Here is a 17,994-nt window from a genome sequence, read left to right as displayed (position 1 = left end):
GTATCAAGGCGCGGCGCACATTTTTAGGTAGTATGTGCGCCACGCAGGGACGACCCTGCGGCTCAATCGAGTTTTCAATCTGGGGACGGCCCCGTCAATCGATGGAGGTCTTTCATGTCCTGGATCATTCTGTTTTTTGCCGGCCTGTTCGAAGTCGGCTGGGCCGTCGGCCTCAAATACACCGATGGCTTCACCCGTCCGCTGCCCACCGTGCTCACCGTTGCCGCCATGGCAGTCAGCTTGGGCTTGCTGGGCCTGGCGATGAAGGAATTGCCGCTGGGCACGGCTTACGCGATCTGGACGGGCGTCGGTGCCGTGGGCACGGTGATTGCCGGGATCATTCTGTTCGGTGAGTCGATGGCATTGATTCGGCTGGCCAGCGTCGCGCTGATCGTCACCGGGTTGATCGGGCTCAAGGTCAGCGCCTGAGCCGTTGCCGCCATCCGTCAAGGATGGCGGCTTTATAAGCGACTACCTGACAGTCCCGCGCAACGCCCCGACCAGCGCCTGCAACTCGGCAGGCTGCGCCGCTTCAATCGCCACCGGCGAACCCGCCACCAGCGTCACCCGCGACCATAACCGGCGAAACAACCCCTTATCGGGATCGCGGCTGAAGAAACTCCCCCACAACCCCTGCAACGCCAGCGGAATCACCGGCACCGGCGTCTCTTCGAGAATCCGCGTCAGCCCGCCCTTGAATTCGTTGATCTCGCCATCAGCGGTCAACTTGCCTTCCGGAAAGATGCACACAAGCTCCCCTTCCTTCAGATACTGGGCAATCAGGGTGAAGGCCTTTTCGTAGATTTGGATGTCTTCCTGGCGTCCGGCGATAGGAATGGTCCCCGCCGTACGGAAGATAAAATTCAGTACCGGCAGGTTGTAGATCTTGTAGTACATGACAAAGCGAATCGGCCGACGTACCGCGCCGCCGATCAGCAAGGCATCAACGAACGACACGTGGTTGCACACCAGTAACGCCGCGCCCTCATCGGGAATCGCCTCAAGGTTGCGATGCTCGACGCGGTACATGGAGTGGCTGAGCAGCCAGATCATGAAACGCATGCTGAACTCGGGGACGATCTTGAAGATGTAGGCGTTGACGCCGATGTTGAGCAGCGACACCACCAGGAACAGCTGTGGAATCGACAGTTTGACCACGCTCAACAACACGATGGTGACAATCGCCGAAATCACCATGAACAGCGCGTTAAGAATGTTGTTGGCGGCAATCACCCGCGCCCGCTCGTTCTCGGCGGTGCGCGACTGGATCAATGCGTACAGCGGCACGATGTAGAAACCGCCAAAGATCCCGAGACCCAGCACATCGATCAGCACCGCCCAGGCATGGCCGAAACTCAGCACTTCAGTCCAGCTATGGCCGAGCGCGCTCTCCGGAATTCCACCGGAATGCCACCACAGCAACAGCCCGAAAACGGTCAGGCCGAACGAGCCAAACGGCACCAGGCCGATCTCGACTTTGCGCCCGGAAAGCTTTTCGCACAGCATCGAACCCAGCGCGATACCGACCGAAAACACCGTCAGAATCAGGGTGACCACGGTTTCGTCGCCGTGCATCCATTCCTTGGCGTAAGCCGGGATCTGTGTCAGATAAATCGCCCCGACGAACCAGAACCACGAGTTGCCGACAATCGAGCGTGACACCGCCGGCGTCTGGCCTAACCCGAGCTTCAGCGTGGCCCAGGACTGGCTGAAAATGTTCCAGTTCAGGCGCATTTCCGGCGAAGCGGCCGCCGCCCGGGGAATGCTGCGGCTGGCGAGGTAACCGAGTACGGCGATGCCGACAATCGCGGTCGACACCAGCGGCGCATACTGCGACGAAGACATGATGACCCCGGCGCCAATGGTCCCGGCCAGGATCGCCAGAAACGTGCCCATTTCCACCAGTCCGTTGCCACCGACCAATTCGTCTTCCCGCAAAGCCTGCGGCAGGATCGAATACTTCACCGGCCCGAACAGCGCCGAGTGGGTGCCCATGGCGAACAGTGCCACCAGCATCAGCGACAGGTGATCGAACAGGAAGCCGACGGATCCCACAGCCATGATGGCGATTTCTGCCAGTTTGATCAGACGGATCAACGCATCCTTGGCGAATTTTTCCCCGAACTGTCCGGCCAATGCCGAAAACAGGAAAAACGGCAGAATAAACAGCAGCGCACACAGGTTGACCCAGATCGAGCGGTCACCCTCGATGGTCAGCCGATACAGAATGGCGAGGATCAGCGACTGCTTGAACACGTTGTCGTTGAACGCGCCCAGCGACTGGGTGATGAAGAACGGCAGGAAGCGCCGGGTGCGCAGCAGGTTGAACTGTGAGGGGTGACTCATCTTCCGTGTGACCCTGTTGTTTTTGGAAAGAGAAGGTAGCGAGTGGCCTGGCTACGCTTATAAGAATCTCGAACCGCGATCCAGGCCACACATTACCCAATCTTCGCAGGTTATTTCTTCAAACCTGCAATGCACGGTGAAACAAACAGCTCGCCGCGCCACGCACCTTGCAGCGTGCGTTTACCGACGATCAGCCACATCACCGCCAGCAACGTCACCAGTACACAACCGGCCACACTGAAGAACGTCAGGTGCAACGTGCTGCCCAGTTTCAGGGTTGCCAGCGAATACACGCCCAACGGGAAGGTGAAACCCCACCAGCCAAGGTTGAACGGGATGCCATCACGCAGGTAACGCACGGTGATCAGCAGCGCCATCAGCATCCACCACAGACCGAAGCCCCACAGCGTGATCCCGGCGACCAGCCCCAGGCCGGAAGCGATTTCGCCGATGCCTGGCAGACCATTGGCCGCGAAGATCGCCGGGGCGTCGCCGCCCAGCAGCAACATGCCCAGAGCGCCGGTGCCGATCGGCCCCAGGGCCAGCCAGCTCGAAGCGGCCATGTTTTCGTGGGGCAATTTGTGCAGCGCCATGCGCAACAGCAGGATGGTCAGAATGCTGAACGCCACCGGCAAGGAAAAGGCCCAGAGCACATAGCTGGTCGTCAGCACCACCAGTTGCGAGTGCGCATCGGCGAGATGCGGCGCCAGCAGTCCACCGCTGGCCGCCGCCACTTCTGCGGCCACCACCGGCAGCAGCCAGACGGCGGTCATCTGATCGATGCTGTGCTCCTGACGGGTAAACATCATGTAGGGAATCAGCACACCGCAGGCCAGCGACATCGCAACGTCCAGCCACCACAGCACTTCGGCCAGATGAATGACGGCCTCTCCCCAGCGCGGCAGACCGAACAACAGAAAGCCGTTGATGATGGTCGCCAGGCCCATGGGAATGGTGCCGAAGAACATCGAAACCGTGGAATGTCCGAAGATCCGCCGCGCTTCGTCGAAGAACAGAATCCAGCGGGCGGCGTAGGCAGCGGTAAACAGCACGAACAACAGAATGTTGAACAGCCACAGCCCTTCGGCCACGGCGTGCAGACCGGGAATGGAGACGGGCAATTGCGCCAGCGCCAACGCCAGTACGCCGGTGCCCATGGTGGCGGCGAACCAGTTCGGGGTGAATTGGCGGATCACTTCACGCGGATGCTGAAGCTGGCTGAATGGCTTGATGCCGGGTTTGGCGCTATTGGGGCAAATCATCATGAACTCCTGTCCTCAGGTGAGGTTGAGCTCATGGTAGAACCGAATCGAATATCTATATAACGGGTAATTTCTCTAACTGTTATCTGTTTTGTAGATATGCAGTCAGACACTGCCTTCCGTTTCAATCACCAGAATCCGCACCGCGCCCTGAGGATGAGCGACGTGTTCGGTGCCGATGGACGCGTAGAAAATATCGCCAACGTCGAGCAAGGCCTGCTTTTCTTCGCCTTCTTCGCGATAGTGCATGAGCACTTGACCGTCGAGCACCACGAACACTTCTTCGCCGTCATTGACGTGCCATTTGTAGGGCTGATCGGTCCAGTGCAGACGCGTGGTGATGCCGTTCATGTTGGCGATGTCGAGCGCGCCCCAGGCGCGTTCGGCGGTGAAGGTCTTGCTGCGGATAATCTTCATGCGTCGATCCGTGAGAAGAATGGGCTGGCCAAGGCTAACCGAATCCGCAGGCTTATGGCGCGCTGCAGGTCTTTGCCGCTTGCGCGCGGAAACTCATCAGGAGCGCTCCGACCGCCAGCACAATCAGCACCGCGCCGTACACATCGGTGGTGGCCAGCAGGCCCACACTGTGGGTGAAGTGCCCGGCCAGCAACGCCGGCAGGCAGAACGCCAAGTAACTCAGTACATAAAACGCCGACATCAAACCAGCACGCTCGTGGGGCAATGCCAGCGGCACCAGGCTGCGCACCGCACCGAGAAAACCGGAGCCAAAGCCACAACCGGCCACCAGCGTTCCGAAGAAGAACAGCGACAGACTGGCGCTGTGCACACCCAACAGAATCAGCACGATACCGGCCGGCAGCAGGCTCGCCCCGAGTTGCAGCGCGCGGGAGGCAGGACGATTGCGCAACGTGAAGATCATCAACGCACCGGTCACGGTCAGCGCCGCCACGGTCGCGCCGCCGATCAGGTTGGAGGTGGAACCGGTGGCCGTGCGCACCAGCGACGGCGCGAGCGAGGCATAAAAACCGCCGAGCGCCCAGGTCGCGGTGTTCAGCGGCAACACTCGCCACAGCGTCGAGCGCGCTTGAACTGGCACATGCAGGGTCGGCCGCAACGAGGCCCATGCCCCGGCCTGACGAGAAACGCTTTCCGGCACGCGCCAGACATAAATGCCCTGCAACACAAACAGCGCGAGCAGCAACCAATAGGTCAATTGCAACGGCGCCGGGGCGAACTCGGCCAGCAAGCCGCAGCCCATGCCGCCCAATGCCATGCCGAGCAACGGAGCAACGCTGTTGATCAACGGCCCTTGCTGGCGATCAGTGTCCAGCAGCGTCGCGCTCAACACGGCGGTGGCCATCCCGGTGGCGAAACCTTGCAGCACTCGCGCGCCGATCAGCCAGCCCACGCTGTCGGCGTAGATAAACAGCAGCATCGCCAGCGCATTGAGCGTCACGGCGGTGAAGATCACCGGTTTGCGTCCCAGGTGATCCGATAGCGAGCCGACCGTCAGCAACGCGGCCAGCAAACTGAGGGCGTAGACGCCGAAAATCAGGGTCAGCACCGCTGCCGAAAAATGCAGCTGATCCTGATACAGGTGATACAACGGCGTCGGCGCAGTGGAAGCGGCGAGAAAACTCAGTAAGGTGATCGCCAGAAACCACAGGCTGGAACGGTTGGAAGCAAGGCTGGTCATGGGCACACTCCGCAAAAGCTAATTTTTTGCTTTTGCGGAGTGTGCTCTCGGCTTGCGCTTAAAGCAAATTCTTTGTGTTAAGGTCTGCCGCATGGCTATTAAAGAAGGTTTACGCCCGGGCGGTCGCAGTGCCCGGGTGCAGGAGTCGATTCACTCGGCAGTCCGCGCGCTTCTGCAAGAACAGGAGCGCTCAACGGTGACCGTCCCGCAAATCGCGGCGCGCGCCGGGGTGACGCCGTCGACGATTTACCGGCGCTGGGGCGATCTGGCCGCCTTGCTGGCCGACGTCGCCCTCGCCCGCATGCGCCCCGACAGCGAGCCGGCGCAAACCGGCAGCCTGCGCAGCGATATCCGTGCCTGGGCTGAACAATATCTCGACGAAATGAGTTCGGAGCCCGGGCGCAACATGATGCGCGACGTGCAGGCGAGTGCGACCCCGGGTTATTGCGTAACGATCATCGGCGAGCAATTGCAGACCATCATTGGACGCCACCCCGAGGAACCGGCGCCGAGCGTGGATCGGCTGATCAATCTGGTGGTGTCCCCGGTGGTGTTCCGCATTCTGTTTTCGGCAGCGCCGCTGGAAGTCGAAGAACTGCACCGTTTGATCGACATCGCGCTCAAACCGGACTGACCACAGAACTGCCCGGCTCTGTTCCTGCGACACCCCGCCACGCCACGACCTTGGTCGACACTGACTAACCGCCGCGCCCGTGCGAGACTGTCTGACCGGGCGCAAGTCCGGTCGTTTTCTGTCGGGAGTGTTCCATGTCGTTGTCCACCGGGCTGATCGCCGCCGTCGCCCTGGCCTATATGGCCATCATGTTCGCCATCGCCTTCTACGGCGACCGCCGCAGCGCACCGTTGCCGCCGCGGATGCGTGCCTGGGTGTACAGCCTGTCGCTGGCGGTCTACTGCACCAGCTGGACGTTCTTTGGCGCGGTCGGTCAGGCCGCCGAACAGCTATGGTCATTTCTGCCGATTTACCTCGGGCCGATCCTGCTGTTGCTGGGTGCGCCGTGGGTTCTGCAAAAAATGGTGATGATCAGCAAGCAGGAGAACATCACCTCCATCGCCGACTTCATCGCCGCCCGTTACGGCAAATCCCAATCGCTGGCGGTGGTCGTGGCGCTGATTTGTCTGGTGGGCGTCCTGCCTTACATCGCCTTGCAGCTCAAGGGCATCGTCCTGGGCGTGAACCTGCTGATCGGCGCCGGTGCCGATGCCATGGGCACCCGCGCCCAGGACACGGCACTGATCGTGTCACTGGTGCTGGCGTTGTTCACCATCGTTTTCGGTACGCGCAACCTCGACGCCACCGAACACCACCGGGGCATGGTGCTGGCGATTGCATTCGAGTCGCTGGTCAAGCTGTTCGCCTTCCTCGCCGTCGGCGCCTTCGTCACTTATGGCCTGTATGACGGCTTCGACGACCTGTTCAATCAGGCAATGCTCGCCCCGCGCCTTGAGGAATACTGGAAAGAAACCATCAACTGGCCGTCGATGGTGGTACAGACCGGCGTAGCGATGATGGCGATCATCTGCCTGCCCCGACAGTTCCATGTGACAGTGGTGGAGAACATCGACCCGCAGGATCTGCGCCTGGCCAAATGGGTATTCCCGGCCTACCTCGGACTGGCTGCGCTGTTTGTAGTCCCGATCGCTCTGGCCGGTCAGATGATGCTGCCCAGTTCGGTCATCCCCGACTCTTTCGTCATCAGCCTGCCATTGGCCCAGGCTCACCCGGCGCTGGCCATGCTGGCGTTTATCGGCGGCGCCTCGGCGGCCACCGGCATGGTGATCGTGGCAAGCGTGGCGCTGTCGACCATGGTGTCCAACGACATGCTGCTGCCATGGCTGTTGCGCCGCAACAATGCCGAGCGGCCGTTCGAAGTGTTCCGCCAGTGGATGCTGTCGGTGCGTCGGGTCAGCATCGTGGTGATTCTGTTGCTGGCTTACGTCAGCTACCGATTGCTCGGTTCCACCGCGAGCCTGGCGACCATCGGCCAGATCGCGTTCGCCGCCGTGACCCAACTGGCGCCGGCGATGCTCGGCGCGTTGTACTGGAAACAGGCCAACCGCCGCGGCGTATTTGCCGGCCTCGCCGCCGGCACATTCCTGTGGTTCTACACCCTGATCCTGCCGATCGCTGCGCGCAGTCTCGGTTGGTCGCTGGACACTTTCCCCGGTCTGGCCTGGCTGCACAGCAATCCGCTAAACCTACCGATTACCCCGCTGACTCAAGGCGTGGTGCTATCGCTGGCGGGTAACTTCACATTGTTCGCCTGGGTCTCGGTACTGTCGCGCACCCGGGTGTCGGAACACTGGCAGGCCGGACGCTTCATCGGCCAGGAAATCAGCGCCCGACCCAGCGCACGCTCGATGCTGGCGGTACAGATCGACGACTTGCTGCAACTGGCGGCGCGCTTTGTCGGTGAAGAACGTGCGCGGCAGAGCTTCATTCGTTTCGCCTACCGCCAGGGCAAGGGCTTCAACCCGAACCAGAACGCCGACGGCGAATGGATTGCCCATACCGAGCGCTTGCTGGCCGGTGTCCTGGGTGCTTCTTCGACACGGGCTGTCGTAAAAGCCGCCATTGAAGGTCGGGAGATGCAACTGGAGGACGTCGTCCGGATCGCCGACGAAGCCTCGGAAGTGTTGCAGTTCAACCGCGCCCTACTGCAAGGCGCCATCGAGAACATCACCCAAGGCATCAGTGTGGTCGACCAGTCGCTGAAACTGGTGGCCTGGAACCGGCGCTATCTGGAGTTGTTCAATTACCCGGACGGCTTGATCAGCGTTGGCCGACCGATTGCCGACATCATTCGCTACAACGCCGAACGCGGCCTGTGCGGCCCCGGCGAAGCGGAGGTTCACGTTGCCCGGCGCCTGCACTGGATGCGTCAGGGCCGCGCCCACACCTCCGAGCGCCTGTTCCCTAACGGCCGGGTGATAGAACTGATCGGCAACCCGATGCCCGGCGGCGGTTTCGTCATGAGTTTCACCGACATCACCGCGTTCCGCGAAGCCGAACAGGCACTGACCGAGGCTAACGAAGGGCTGGAACAACGGGTCAGCGAGCGGACTCAGGAACTGTCGCAACTCAACGTCGCGCTGACTGAGGCCAAGGGCAATGCCGAGGCGGCCAACCAGTCGAAAACCCGCTTCCTCGCGGCGGTCAGCCACGACTTGATGCAACCGTTGAACGCCGCACGGCTGTTCTCCGCCGCCCTCTCCCACCAAGAGGACGGCTTGAGCGGTGAAGCACAGAAACTGGTGCAGCATCTCGACAGCTCGCTGCGCTCGGCCGAAGACCTGATCAGCGACCTGCTGGACATTTCCCGTCTGGAGAACGGCAAGATCAATCCGGATCGCAAGCCGTTCGCGGTCAATGAGCTGTTCGACACCCTCGGTGCCGAATTCAAGGCGCTCGCGCAGGAACAGGGCCTGAGCTTCCGGGTCCGCGGCAGTCATTTGCGCATCGACAGCGACATCAAGTTGCTGCGACGGATCCTGCAAAACTTCCTGACCAACGCCTTCCGCTACGCCAAAGGCCCGGTCTTGCTGGGCGTACGCCGGCGACAGGGCGAGATTTGCCTGGAGGTGTGGGATCGCGGTCCAGGGATTCCGGAAGACAAGCAGCAAGTGATTTTCGAAGAATTCAAACGCCTCGACAGCCATCAGACCCGCGCCGAGAAAGGCCTGGGCCTAGGCCTGGCGATCGCCGACGGCTTGTGCCGGGTGCTCGGGCACACCTTGCGCGTGCGTTCATGGCCGGGGCGCGGCAGTGTGTTCAGTGTGCGGGTGCCGCTGGCAAAGACGCAAACCGCGCAGCCGGGCGCTGCGGTCGAACTCAACGGCAAACTGCACAGCGGCGCGCGGGTGCTGTGCATCGATAACGAAGACAGCATTCTGATCGGCATGAACAGCCTGCTCACGCGCTGGGGTTGTCATGTGTGGACGGCGCGCAACCGCGAAGAATGTGCGGCGCTGCTCAACGATGGCGTGCGGCCGCAACTGGCGCTGGTGGACTTCCACCTCGATCACGGTGAAACCGGCACCGACCTGATGGCCTGGTTGCGTACGAGACTGGGCGAACCGGTGCCCGGGGTGGTGATCAGCGCCGACGGACATCCGGAAACCGTGGCCCTGGTGCACGCGGCCGGGCTGGATTATCTGGCCAAACCGGTGAAACCGGCGGCGTTGCGGGCGTTGTTGAGCCGCTATTTGCCGCTCTAAAAGAGTGGCTTATTCAGGCAGTTCGACCAGGCCGTCGGCATCGGTCATGGCGCGCTCCAGCAGATCCGCCGGCAGGCTCTTGCTCGCTCGTGCGCCGAGCAATTTCAGCTGCTCACTGCGACTGACCAGGTTGCCGCGCCCCTCTGTCAGTTTGTTTCGTGCTGCGCTGTAGGCTTTATCCAGTTGCTGCAGACGATTGCCGACTTCGTCCAGATCCTGAATGAACAGCACGAACTTGTCGTACAGCCATCCGGCTCGCTCGGCGATTTCCCGGGCGTTCTGGCTCTGGCGTTCCTGTTTCCACAGGCTGTCGATGACCCGCAGGGTGGCGAGCAGCGTGGTCGGGCTGACGATCACGATGTTGCGGTCGAAGGCTTCCTGAAACAGCGCCGGCTCGGCTTGCAGCGCCGCGGAAAACGCCGCTTCGATGGGCACGAACAGCAAGACGAAATCGAGGCTGTGCAGCCCTTCAAGACGCTTGTAGTCCTTGCCTGCCAGGCCTTTGACGTGGCTGCGCAGCGACAGCACATGCTGCTTCATGGCGATCTGGCCGATGGCATCGTCGTCGGCCGCCACATATTGCTGATACGCCGTGAGGCTGACCTTGGAGTCGACCACCACCTGCTTGTCGCCCGGCAGGTAAATGATCACGTCCGGCTGGAAGCGCTCGCCGTCCGGGCCCTTGAGGTTGACCTGGGTCTGGTACTCGCGGCCCTTCTCCAGCCCGGCATGTTCCAGCACTCGTTCCAGAATCAGTTCGCCCCAGTTACCCTGGGTTTTCTGGCCTTTCAGAGCACGGGTCAGGTTGGTGGCCTCATCGCTCAGGCGCAGGTTCAGTTGTTGCAGACGCTCAAGCTCCTTGGCCAGGGAGAAGCGCTCGCGGGCTTCGGCCTGATAGCTTTCCTCGACCCGTTTTTCAAAGGACTGGATGCGTTCTTTCAAAGGATCAAGCAACTGCCCGAGGCGCTGCTGGCTGGTTTCGGCGAAACGCTGTTCACGCTCGTCGAAGATCTTGCCCGCCAGTTCGGCGAACTGGGCGCGCAACTCGTCGCGGGAGCCTTGCAGGTCATCGAGACGTTGTTGATGGCTTTCCTGCTGCTCGCGCAATTCGGCATTCAGTGAAGCGGCCTGAGCGTCCAGACGTCGCAGCTCGGCTTCCTTGCTGGCGCGCTCGAGATTCCAGGCATGGGCGGCGTCGCGGGCGTCGTCGCGCTCGATCTGCAACAGTTCGACTTCCCGGCGCACGGCCGCGAGATCGGCTTGTTTGGAGGCATTGGCCTGGCCAAGGTCGGCGATTTCGTCGCGACAGGCTTCAAGCTGGGCATTGAGGCCGTCCTGGGCCATTTGCGCCATGGCCAGCCGCTCTTCGAGCAACGCGACTTCAGACTGGTTCTGACTGGCCCGACGTTGCAGTTGCCAGGCCAGTGCCAGCAGCGGCAAGGCCGCGCCTGCCAACCCGAGCAAGATGCTGGTCAAGTCCATCGCCATAGTCATTCCCGCCGATCCGATAAAGCCTGAAGGTTAACCAAGGCGTCAGGTCTTGGACAGCTCAGTCTTCGATCAGGCCGAGTTCCTGTTGTGCACGCCGGTCACCCGCACGGGCGGCCTGACGCAGCAGGTCCTGCCCGATGCGGCGATCCCGGGCATTGCCGCACTCACGACACATCAACTGTCCGAGACGGCTTTGCGCCACAATCACGCCTTCGCGGGCCGGTTGCTTGAGCAGTCGGCCGGCGAGGTGCTTGGCATTCTGGCTGTCGCTCAGGCGCGGGCTGTCGAGCAGCCATTCGGCCACACGTACGGACAATCGCTTGGGGGCGGTAACACGAGGGGGTTGGGAAGTAACAGAATCTGGAGCTGAGCGAAACTTCATAAAGCACTGTGGGGCAGATCGGAAGGCGCGCCACTCTACTCTTTTTTTCGCACAGGTAAAGTCGAAAAAAATCCCGGCACGCCCGTGCTAGAGCAAGCGCTCGGGACAATCCACAGAAGCTGTGGATAACTCAGTGGACAACCCCTCTCGACACGCCGCAAAGCCTTGTGGAATGGGGCCCGCAGTCAAACTGACGATTTTTTCACCAGTAAAAAAAAGCGATGTTTTTCATTGACTTAAACTTTCGTTACAGGCAGCCATCGGGGTCAGGAACGATGTGACAGTGTGGTTACCGTCTGCGCAACTAATGTGCACAAGTACCTGTTACGCGGTTATATCGATGCGCTTTTTCGGGTCGTTCCGGCATTCTGATTGGGGATAAGCGGCTGCGATGCAACCACTTCGCCGCCCCGCGAGACGACCGACGGTCGGGATGTGAGCCAAATCGGGGCGCGGCCGGTGCCGGAAGAACATCCCGCAGGTTCTTTTTAGAAATGAGGTTTGCCTTCCTCGATGCGTTCCGTTAGTATCCGCGGCGTTAGTACCAAGCTGAAAGTCAATTCCGGTCGAACAACCCCCCACGGTCAGCCTTCTTTTCACAGAAGCCTCCACCGACAAAAGCGGGTCCGACCCCTCGATGGTTTCCAGGTAAATCTTGCGACGACACAGCCTTTGAAACGAATACAAAGGGTGTTGCGAAGACCACTTACTCTGACCGAACCAACCTGCAAATTGATCAGGATCTTCACCCCGGGCCCAGAACCTCTGCCCTCGATGTGTTGCCTGTCCTCCTAAGTACCTACCTGCCAGCCCAAGCGCGCCAACTTTTCAGCGCTTCAAACTGGCTGCTTTGTTCCAGTCGGGTTCTTCGTTCGACCAATGGTGGTCTGCGTTACTGGAACGTTTTAACGTTGCACGGTTCTTATCCGTGTCATTTGTAGGAACACCTAATAACTATGTCTACTCAAATCCAGACTCAGGATGCCATTCGCACCCTAACCAACGCTTTTGCTCCAATGAACTGCCTGATCATGGCCGCTCGCAAAGGCTGCTTCAGCTTCACCGTGGTCAATGAACACGGGATCGCCCGCCACAGCGAGCGTCTGTACCCCGATCAGTACTCCAGCGCCGAACCGCTGCAGGCCGTGATCGATCGCACGCGTCAGGCATTGATCGCCTGAGAGGCCGAAGTGGCTGCAAAAGCAAAAGCCCCGCTTGAAACGCGGGGCTTTTTATTGCCCGATGTTTCTCTTTTTACCGCTCACGGTTAAGCACCAACCGATATAACGGTTATAACTGCTCGCCGGAAATATTTTAAAAACAGGCCTTTACGGCGCGAATATGACACTACACTTCAACTCAAGCGGCTTGATCCGCTTTCGGCGGGCCTGATTCGATTCACAGCTGCCAAGCTCCCCTTCAGGCCTCGCCGCCCAATAACAAGAACCGAGGGTTTTATGGGTATCGCTGCCAGCGAACTGTGCCGCTATGTGATCCGTCCAACGCTGATTTATCTGGGACGTCACTGCGCCACCGCCGAATCCCTGCTGCTGGGCATCGCCGCCAGTCAGTCCGCCCTGGGTTCCGCCCTGCATGACCGCCGTGGCCACGGCCTGTACCGGATTGCCGAGCATCGCCACCAGGCCCTATGGGACCATTACCTGGCGCTCGATCCGGAGCGCGCCAGCCTGGTTCGCGGCCTGGCCAGCCAGCATGCCTTTCTCAGCAGTCCGCACCTCGAACTGACCGTCAACCTGCGTTACGCCACCGCCATCGCCTGGCTGCTGGTCGAAGAACAGACCCCCACCCTCCCCGACCCGGACGACCTGCTCGCAATGGCCCGCATCTGGCGCCAGACCTTTCAACCCCAGGGTCGTCTGCGTGACTTCACCTGTGCCTGGCAGACCTGTGTTTCACCGCTGAATCAGGTCGCGTGCTGACTCGTCAGTTTCGCAAGATCGTCCAACGGGTCGCGAATCTGGTCGGATTGTCCTACAAAACCGCTCTAACTCAAGCCTTAGGGACTATAGCGCTGGGACGAAAATGTTGGTAATTTCCGCCCCGGTGATCACCAGGAGTTCTAATAATGAAAAAAGTAATGCTCAAAACCACCATCAGCCTCGCCGTTTCCCTGGCATCCACGCAGATTTTCGCCGCTGGCTTTGCCATCAACGAGCACAGCATCAGCGGGATGGGGACTGGGTACGCCGGGCGATCTTCTTCTGCCGACGATGCAAGCACTGTTTATGGCAACCCTGCCGGCATGTCGCGTCTCACTCGCGAACAAGTCACCGGTGGTGTTGCATTCCTCGATGCCAAGACCGATATCAGCGACGCCAGCTCCAGCCCCAACGGCGGCAGCAACAAAGGCGACATGGTGCCCTTCACCTCAGTTCCTATGGGTTTCTACGTCAAGCCGATCGATGAGCATTGGGCATTCGGCCTGGGTGTGTACGTACCCTTCGGCCTGATTACCGACTATGAAAAAGGTTTCGCCGGCCGCTACTTCGGCAGCAAGTCCGAAGTACAGGTCATCACTTTCCAGCCAACCGTCAGCTACAAGTTCAACGATGTGGTATCGGTCGGTTTCGGTCCGACCATCAACCGTATCGACGGCACCCTGGAATCGAACCTGTCGATCACTCAGGCCCTGCCGGACGGCAAGGTCAAGATCAAGGGTGATGACACCGCGCTGGGCTACAACATCGGTGTGCTGGTACAAGCGACCGACACCACTCGACTGGGTCTGACCTACCATTCCAAGGTCGACTACAAGCTCGAAGGCAACACCAAGGTCAACTACGGCGCACTGGCCGCAGTCGGTCTGGGTGCCAGCCAGAAGTACGACGCTTCGCTGAAGATCACCACGCCTGAATCCGTGGACTTTTCGGTTACCCAGGCGATCAACGATCGCTGGAACGTCTATGCCGGTACCACCTGGACCCGCTGGAGCCAGCTGGAAAAGATCACCGTCAAGAACTCCGGTGTCCAGCCGCTGCTGGCCGGCCAGTTTGGCGAAATCACCGAAGAGCAGAACTGGCATGACAGCTGGGCTTACGCCATCGGTACGTCCTACCAGTTGAACAAGGAATGGGTACTGCGTACCGGTCTGACCTTCGACCAGTCGCCGACCAACAACGTCGACCGTTCGCCGCGCATCCCTACCGGTGACCGGACCATCTTCAGCATCGGTGCCGGCTGGAGCCCGACTGACGACCTGACCATCGACGTCGCGTACTCGTACCTGAAGGAAGAGGCCGTCAAGGTCCACAACGAAAACAATCGTGGCCAGACCTACGATGCCAAGTATGAAAACTCGGCAAACGGTTTCGGTGTCGGCGCGACCTACCGCTTCTGATGCTGTACGGCGAGGCTAACCCCTCGCCCACTAAAAAGCCCCGCCCTCTCGACAGAGGCGGGGCTTTTTAGTGGGTGTCGATCAGGGTTTCAGGGGTTTTGAGGCGATGGCTTTCTCGATAGCCGCGAGAAACTCCGGATCATCCGGCTTGGTCAGGCTGGAAAAGTTGGCGATCACCTTGCCCTGGCGATCAACCACGTATTTGTAGAAATTCCACTTCGGTGCGCTGCTCTGTTTTGCCAGCACCTGGAACAAGTGAGTCGCATCGTCACCCCGCACCTTCTGCGGCTCGGTCATGGTGAACGTCACGCCGTAGTTGGCGTAGCAGACCTTGGCGGTCTCGGCGCTGTCCTTGGACTCCTGCTTGAAGTCATTGGAGGGCACGCCGAGCATTTCCAGCCCTTGCGCCTTGTAGCGCTGATTGAGCGCTTCGAGGCCTTCGAATTGCGGGGCGAAACCACAGAAGCTGGCGGTGTTGATCACCACCAGCGGTTTGTCGGCGTAGCGCTGGCACAGGTCGATGGATTCCTTGGCCCGCAACCTGGGCAACGAACCTTGCAACAGATCCGGACAATCCGCGGCCTGGGCCAGTCCGGTCAACGCCATCAGCAACACAGGAACAGCACACCAGCGCTTGAGCATGTCGGGCATCCTTGAGAGTCGTCAGAACCCGACGTTACTCGCCACCAAAGCCTACAGGCAAGCACCCATGCCCAACTGCATCAGCGCCAGCCCGCCCTGATGCCAGCCCCACCACACCAGCGCCAGCAACGCGGCGCCCAGTGCAGAGATAGCGACTTGCGGCCAGATCCGCTTCATGCTGCGCTCGTACGGACCTGCAGACGCGCGACCGGGCGCTCGCGCACCGGCCAGTTCAGCGCGGCCGCCAACAGGCTCAAGAGAATCGCCACTTGCCAGATCAAGTCATAACTCCCGGTTCGGTCATACACCACCCCGCCCAGCCAGCCGCCCAGGAAAGAGCCGAGTTGATGGAACAGGAACACGATCCCCCCGAGCATGGACAGGTTTCGCACGCCAAACAAGGTCGCCACCGTACCGTTGGTCAACGGCACCGTCGACAGCCACAGGAAGCCCATGGCCATACCGAACAGATAAGCCGATGTGGTCGTCACCGGCAGCCACAGGAACAGCACGATCACCACCGCGCGCAGCAGGTACAGACCGGTCAACAGACGCGGCTTGGACATGCGCCCGCCGAGCCAACCGGCGGTGTAGGTGCCGAAGATGTTGAACAGGCCGATCAACGCCAGCACCGTGGTGCCGACGGTGGCCGGCAGATGCTGGTCGACCAGATAGGCCGGCAGGTGCACGCCGATAAACACCACTTGAAAACCGCAGACGAAGAAACCGAACGCCAGCAGCCAGAACCCGGAATGCGAACAGGCTTCGCGCAGGGCTTCGGACAGGGTTTGCTCATGGCCGAGCACCGGCAGCGGTTTGTCCTTGAGCATGCTCACCAGCGGCACGATCAGCGCCACCAGCAGGCCCAGCACCAGCAACGCCGCCGACCAGCCGAGCCAGCCGATCAGCCCGAGGGTGCCCGGCAGCATGGCGAACTGACCAAAGGATCCGGCGGCGCTGGCAATGCCCATGCCCATGCTGCGTTTCTCCGGTGGCACGGCGCGGCCGACGACGCCGAGAATCACCGAGAACGAGGTCCCGGACAGCCCGATGCCGATCAGCAGGCCAGCGCTCAGGGACAAGCCCAAAGCGGTCTCCGACAGCCCCATGAACACCAGGCCCAGGGCGTAGAGCACGCCGCCGATCAGTACCACTTTTGCCGCGCCGAAGCGGTCGGCCAGTGCGCCGGTGAAGGGTTGCGCCAGGCCCCAGATCAGGTTCTGCAAGGCGATGGCGAAGGCGAACACCTCACGGCCCCAACCGAACTGGGCACTCATCGGCGACAGGAACAGGCCGAAACCGTGCCGCACGCCCAATGACAACGCCAGAATCAGCGCACTCCCCAATAACACCCAACCGCACGTACGCCACATCGAACTCATTGTTATTCTCCAGTCGCGGGTATATACCCGCTTAGATTCGGAAAAAACCGGCCCTCAGGCCAGTTCATCCAATAGCCGCAGCAAGGTTTCACGCTTCTCGGCACCCAGTCGGTCGATCAACCGCTGCTGCGCCGCTTCCCAGGCCGGCAGGGCTGCTGCCAGGCGTTGCGCACCGGTTTCGGTGAGCCGGACAATGCGGTTGCGCATGTCTTCGCCCTCAGCCAGCGCCACCAGCCCTTCGCCTTCCAGTACCCGCAGATTGCGTCCGAGAGTGCTGCGATCCAGGCCCATCGCTTCGGCCAGCTCGGAGATGCTCGGTTGATCCAGCCGCTGCAGATTGCACAGCAGAGAATACTGGGCAACGTTGATCCCGAAGCCGTCGAGAGCGCCGTCGTAATGCCTGCTGACGCCACGTGCGGCGCGACGCAGGTTGATGCACAAACACTGAGAAGGAAGCATGATGCGTGTATATACCCGCGAGTCTGTCAAATCAAGTTACAGATCAAAACAAGGCCAGCCCGACCAGCACCGACATTTCCAATAATTCCAGCAGTGCACCGGCCGTATCGCCCGTGGTTCCGCCCAGGCGCCGCACCATCAAATGTCGCAACCAGATGAACACGACGACCGCCAGCAGCAACGCCACGACAGCATTGAACCCGGCAATCACCACGCACACCGCCGCACTCACCGCCAGCACCTGCCAACCCGTCTTGCGTGGCAGATGATCGGCCAGCGCCTGCCCCAATCCACCGGCCCGCACATAAGTCGTGGTGAGGAACAGTCCGAGCAGCGCCGCCCGCCCGATCAGCGGCACGATGATCAATGCCATACCCTGCTGCTGTTCGATCAAGGCCAGCAACGCGGCAAACTTGAGCAACAACACCAGCACCAGCGTCACCACCGCAATCGGCCCGCTGCGCGGGTCCTTCATGATTGTCAGCGTACGCTCGCGATCACCGAAACCGCCGAGCCACGCATCGGCGCTGTCCGCCAGCCCATCGAGGTGCAAAGCACCGCTGAGCAGCACCCAAACCGTCAGCAACAACGCGGCATGCAACAGCAATGGCGTGCCGGCCAAGGCAATGTTCAGTGCCCAGAGAATCACCCCGAACAGCAAGCCCACCAGCGGATAAAACAGCAGCGAGCGGCCGAGTTCTTCGGGCGCCGGCATGCCCGGCAGACGAATCGGCAGGCTGCTGAGAAATTGCAGGGCGATCCACAGGGGCAGCATG

General features: G+C 60.8%; 17 protein-coding genes. 6 read left to right on the top strand and 11 right to left on the bottom strand.

Annotated features, from left to right (window positions below):
* Nucleotides 1-114: 114 nt before the first annotated feature.
* A complete protein-coding gene (gene sugE, locus C6Y56_RS08455; RefSeq protein WP_039769847.1) occupies nt 115-429 on the top strand; it encodes a quaternary ammonium compound efflux SMR transporter SugE in 315 nt (104 codons plus the stop codon).
* Nucleotides 430-471: 42 nt separating this feature from the next.
* Here sugE and C6Y56_RS08450 read toward each other — a convergent pair whose 3' ends face one another.
* From C6Y56_RS08450 to C6Y56_RS08435, 4 genes are all read right to left on the bottom strand, one after another.
* Nucleotides 472-2,346 (bottom strand): MFS transporter, encoded by a 1,875-nt coding sequence (locus C6Y56_RS08450; RefSeq protein ID WP_169429489.1) that lies wholly within the window; start codon nt 2,344-2,346, stop codon nt 472-474.
* A gap of 110 nt (nt 2,347-2,456) precedes the next feature.
* Nucleotides 2,457-3,608, bottom strand: coding sequence for a TDT family transporter (locus C6Y56_RS08445; RefSeq protein ID WP_169429488.1), 1,152 nt, complete (start codon nt 3,606-3,608; stop codon nt 2,457-2,459).
* Nucleotides 3,609-3,713: 105 nt separating this feature from the next.
* Complete coding sequence (locus C6Y56_RS08440; protein ID WP_169429487.1) at nt 3,714-4,025, bottom strand: cupin; 312 nt, start codon at nt 4,023-4,025, stop codon at nt 3,714-3,716.
* 52 nt (nt 4,026-4,077) lie between these two features.
* Nucleotides 4,078-5,265, bottom strand: coding sequence for an MFS transporter (locus tag C6Y56_RS08435; protein ID WP_169429486.1), 1,188 nt, complete (start codon nt 5,263-5,265; stop codon nt 4,078-4,080).
* A 91-nt stretch (nt 5,266-5,356) separates the two neighbouring features.
* Here C6Y56_RS08435 and C6Y56_RS08430 point away from each other — a divergent pair, with 91 nt between their 5' ends.
* Complete coding sequence (locus tag C6Y56_RS08430; RefSeq protein ID WP_169429485.1) at nt 5,357-5,899, top strand: TetR/AcrR family transcriptional regulator; 543 nt, start codon at nt 5,357-5,359, stop codon at nt 5,897-5,899.
* Nucleotides 5,900-6,033: 134 nt separating this feature from the next.
* Entirely contained in the window at nt 6,034-9,504 is a 3,471-nt protein-coding gene (locus C6Y56_RS08425; protein ID WP_169429484.1) for a hybrid sensor histidine kinase/response regulator, read from the top strand.
* Between the two features lie 9 nt (nt 9,505-9,513).
* Here the strand turns inward: C6Y56_RS08425 and rmuC are convergent, their stop codons facing one another.
* Together rmuC and C6Y56_RS08415 are read right to left on the bottom strand one after the other, a co-directional pair.
* Entirely contained in the window at nt 9,514-10,878 is a 1,365-nt protein-coding gene (gene rmuC, locus C6Y56_RS08420; protein ID WP_169432607.1) for a DNA recombination protein RmuC, read from the bottom strand.
* 175 nt (nt 10,879-11,053) lie between these two features.
* Nucleotides 11,054-11,377 carry a sel1 repeat family protein gene (locus tag C6Y56_RS08415; protein ID WP_169429483.1) on the bottom strand — a complete coding sequence of 108 codons (324 nt, stop codon included), beginning with the start codon at nt 11,375-11,377 and terminating at the stop codon, nt 11,054-11,056.
* Nucleotides 11,378-12,333: 956 nt separating this feature from the next.
* Here C6Y56_RS08415 and C6Y56_RS08410 point away from each other — a divergent pair.
* From C6Y56_RS08410 to C6Y56_RS08400, 3 genes are all read left to right on the top strand, one after another.
* Complete coding sequence (locus tag C6Y56_RS08410; RefSeq protein ID WP_007950419.1) at nt 12,334-12,558, top strand: hypothetical protein; 225 nt, start codon at nt 12,334-12,336, stop codon at nt 12,556-12,558.
* A 276-nt stretch (nt 12,559-12,834) separates the two neighbouring features.
* Nucleotides 12,835-13,317 (top strand): hypothetical protein, encoded by a 483-nt coding sequence (locus C6Y56_RS08405; protein ID WP_085710598.1) that lies wholly within the window; start codon nt 12,835-12,837, stop codon nt 13,315-13,317.
* A 146-nt stretch (nt 13,318-13,463) separates the two neighbouring features.
* Nucleotides 13,464-14,735, top strand: a complete 1,272-nt coding sequence (locus C6Y56_RS08400; protein ID WP_169429482.1) for an OmpP1/FadL family transporter — start codon at nt 13,464-13,466, stop codon at nt 14,733-14,735.
* An 81-nt stretch (nt 14,736-14,816) separates the two neighbouring features.
* On the opposite strand, the gene C6Y56_RS08395 is transcribed toward C6Y56_RS08400, so the two are convergent.
* Genes C6Y56_RS08395 through C6Y56_RS08380 form a run of 5 tightly spaced genes read right to left on the bottom strand, consistent with a single transcriptional unit; the run spans nt 14,817 to nt 17,993 of the window.
* The gene (locus C6Y56_RS08395) at nt 14,817-15,377 is read right to left on the bottom strand and encodes a glutathione peroxidase (protein ID WP_169429481.1); all 561 of its coding nucleotides are present in this window, start codon (nt 15,375-15,377) and stop codon (nt 14,817-14,819) included.
* A gap of 51 nt (nt 15,378-15,428) precedes the next feature.
* Nucleotides 15,429-15,554, bottom strand: coding sequence for a hypothetical protein (locus C6Y56_RS29385; RefSeq protein WP_283241417.1), 126 nt, complete (start codon nt 15,552-15,554; stop codon nt 15,429-15,431).
* Entirely contained in the window at nt 15,551-16,759 is a 1,209-nt protein-coding gene (locus C6Y56_RS08390; RefSeq protein ID WP_169429480.1) for an MFS transporter, read from the bottom strand. The genes C6Y56_RS29385 and C6Y56_RS08390 overlap by 4 nt, the downstream gene beginning before the upstream one ends.
* A gap of 54 nt (nt 16,760-16,813) precedes the next feature.
* On the bottom strand, nt 16,814-17,218 hold the full coding sequence (locus C6Y56_RS08385; RefSeq protein ID WP_169429479.1) for a MarR family winged helix-turn-helix transcriptional regulator: 405 nt from the start codon (nt 17,216-17,218) through the stop codon (nt 16,814-16,816).
* A gap of 43 nt (nt 17,219-17,261) precedes the next feature.
* Nucleotides 17,262-17,993, bottom strand: a complete 732-nt coding sequence (locus tag C6Y56_RS08380) for an adenosylcobinamide-GDP ribazoletransferase (protein WP_169429478.1) — start codon at nt 17,991-17,993, stop codon at nt 17,262-17,264.
* Between the last annotated feature and the right edge of the window lies 1 nt (nt 17,994).

The sequence above is a fragment of the Pseudomonas fluorescens genome (assembly GCF_012974785.1).
In the GTDB taxonomy this organism is placed as follows: Bacteria; Pseudomonadota; Gammaproteobacteria; order Pseudomonadales; family Pseudomonadaceae; genus Aquipseudomonas; species Aquipseudomonas fluorescens_BT.
Note: the sequence above shows the minus strand (reverse complement) of the source record. Positions and strands in the feature narration are given on the sequence as shown.

What these genes read in the sequence shown, in the direction of transcription:
- C6Y56_RS08380 (WP_169429478.1), bottom strand. Translation starts at nt 17,993, where the DNA reads ATGCTGCCCCTGTGGATCGCCCTGCAATTTCTCAGCAGCCTGCCGATT.
- C6Y56_RS29385 (WP_283241417.1), bottom strand. Translation starts at nt 15,554, where the DNA reads ATGAAGCGGATCTGGCCGCAAGTCGCTATCTCTGCACTGGGCGCCGCG.
- C6Y56_RS08440 (WP_169429487.1), bottom strand. Translation starts at nt 4,025, where the DNA reads ATGAAGATTATCCGCAGCAAGACCTTCACCGCCGAACGCGCCTGGGGC.
- C6Y56_RS08400 (WP_169429482.1), top strand. Translation starts at nt 13,464, where the DNA reads ATGAAAAAAGTAATGCTCAAAACCACCATCAGCCTCGCCGTTTCCCTG.
- C6Y56_RS08450 (WP_169429489.1), bottom strand. Translation starts at nt 2,346, where the DNA reads ATGAGTCACCCCTCACAGTTCAACCTGCTGCGCACCCGGCGCTTCCTG.
- C6Y56_RS08390 (WP_169429480.1), bottom strand. Translation starts at nt 16,759, where the DNA reads ATGAGTTCGATGTGGCGTACGTGCGGTTGGGTGTTATTGGGGAGTGCG.
- C6Y56_RS08425 (WP_169429484.1), top strand. Translation starts at nt 6,034, where the DNA reads ATGTCGTTGTCCACCGGGCTGATCGCCGCCGTCGCCCTGGCCTATATG.
- C6Y56_RS08415 (WP_169429483.1), bottom strand. Translation starts at nt 11,377, where the DNA reads ATGAAGTTTCGCTCAGCTCCAGATTCTGTTACTTCCCAACCCCCTCGT.
- C6Y56_RS08410 (WP_007950419.1), top strand. Translation starts at nt 12,334, where the DNA reads ATGTCTACTCAAATCCAGACTCAGGATGCCATTCGCACCCTAACCAAC.
- sugE (WP_039769847.1), top strand. Translation starts at nt 115, where the DNA reads ATGTCCTGGATCATTCTGTTTTTTGCCGGCCTGTTCGAAGTCGGCTGG.
- C6Y56_RS08385 (WP_169429479.1), bottom strand. Translation starts at nt 17,218, where the DNA reads ATGCTTCCTTCTCAGTGTTTGTGCATCAACCTGCGTCGCGCCGCACGT.
- C6Y56_RS08430 (WP_169429485.1), top strand. Translation starts at nt 5,357, where the DNA reads ATGGCTATTAAAGAAGGTTTACGCCCGGGCGGTCGCAGTGCCCGGGTG.
- C6Y56_RS08445 (WP_169429488.1), bottom strand. Translation starts at nt 3,608, where the DNA reads ATGATTTGCCCCAATAGCGCCAAACCCGGCATCAAGCCATTCAGCCAG.
- C6Y56_RS08405 (WP_085710598.1), top strand. Translation starts at nt 12,835, where the DNA reads ATGGGTATCGCTGCCAGCGAACTGTGCCGCTATGTGATCCGTCCAACG.
- C6Y56_RS08395 (WP_169429481.1), bottom strand. Translation starts at nt 15,377, where the DNA reads ATGCTCAAGCGCTGGTGTGCTGTTCCTGTGTTGCTGATGGCGTTGACC.
- C6Y56_RS08435 (WP_169429486.1), bottom strand. Translation starts at nt 5,265, where the DNA reads ATGACCAGCCTTGCTTCCAACCGTTCCAGCCTGTGGTTTCTGGCGATC.